This window comes from Rhizobacter sp. P3_B12 (genome assembly GCF_056402895.1).
On sequence record NZ_JBFUGN010001560.1, the window covers coordinates 1 to 857 of the forward strand.

2 protein-coding genes are annotated in these 857 nt (G+C 70.0%); one reads left to right on the forward strand and one right to left on the reverse strand.

Features of this window, described 5'->3' with window-relative positions; translation table 11 throughout:
• The first annotated feature begins 154 nt into the window (after nt 1–154).
• Entirely contained in the window at nt 155–679 is a 525-nt protein-coding gene (locus AC1D01_RS36855; protein ID WP_477874786.1) for a DUF4124 domain-containing protein, read from the forward strand.
• Between the two features lie 10 nt (nt 680–689).
• Here the strand turns inward: AC1D01_RS36855 and AC1D01_RS36860 are convergent, their stop codons facing one another.
• On the reverse strand, nt 690–848 hold the full coding sequence (locus AC1D01_RS36860) for an RnfH family protein (RefSeq protein ID WP_477874788.1): 159 nt from the start codon (nt 846–848) through the stop codon (nt 690–692).
• Nucleotides 849–857 lie beyond the last annotated feature (9 nt).

Here is an 857-nt window from a genome sequence, read left to right on the forward strand (position 1 = left end):
GCGTGGGCCCGGCCCCCTTCGACGGGCCGCGCCGATGCGTGCCGCGCCAAAGCGGTAATAGTTCACGGCCATCCTCGGCCAGGCGGGCATCGCCATACAAAAGGTGACAGAGCCTCGCGCCTGCACACATGTCACGCCGACTACACTTTCGGCCATGCAATTCATACCTTCCCGCACGTCGTCCAGGCTGGGTGCCTGCGCCCTCCTCGCCGTGTTGTCGATCGGCCTGCACAGCACGGCATTCGCCCAGTGGAAATGGCGCGAYGGCAAGGGCCATGTGCAGTACAGCGACATCCCGCCGCCCGGCTCCATCGCCGAGCAGGACATCCTGCAGCGCCCGGCCGGTTCCGCGCGCCGCGCGCCGATGCAGGGCACGCCGGCCGAAGCCTCGCCGGCAGCCAGCGCGGCCAGCGGCCCGAAGCTGGTCGACCCCGAGCTCGAGGCCAAGCGCCGCAAGACCGATCAGGACGACGCCGCCAAGCGCAAGGCCGAGGAAGAGAAGCTCGCCGCCGCACGCGCCGAGAACTGCACGCGCGCCAAGGGGCAGCTGAAGACGCTCGAAGACGGCATCCGCATGGCACGCACGAATGCCAACGGCGAACGCGAGATCCTCGACGACAAGGGCCGCGCCGACGAGACCAAGCGCACGCGCGACATCATCGCGTCCGACTGCAAGTAAGCCCCGCGGCTCAGCGCGAGCGCGGCTCCTGTCGCGAGCGCTGGCGCCTTGCTTCCTTCGGATCGACGCGCAGCGCGCGCCAGACCTCCACCCGGTCGCGGTCCTGCAGCACGTCGGTCAGCTCGCGCAGGTGCCCCCAGACGCCGATCCTGCAGTGCGTCAGGTCCATTCCCGAGCC

What these genes read in the sequence shown, in the direction of transcription:
- AC1D01_RS36860 (WP_477874788.1), bottom strand. Translation starts at nt 848, where the DNA reads ATGGACCTGACGCACTGCAGGATCGGCGTCTGGGGGCACCTGCGCGAG.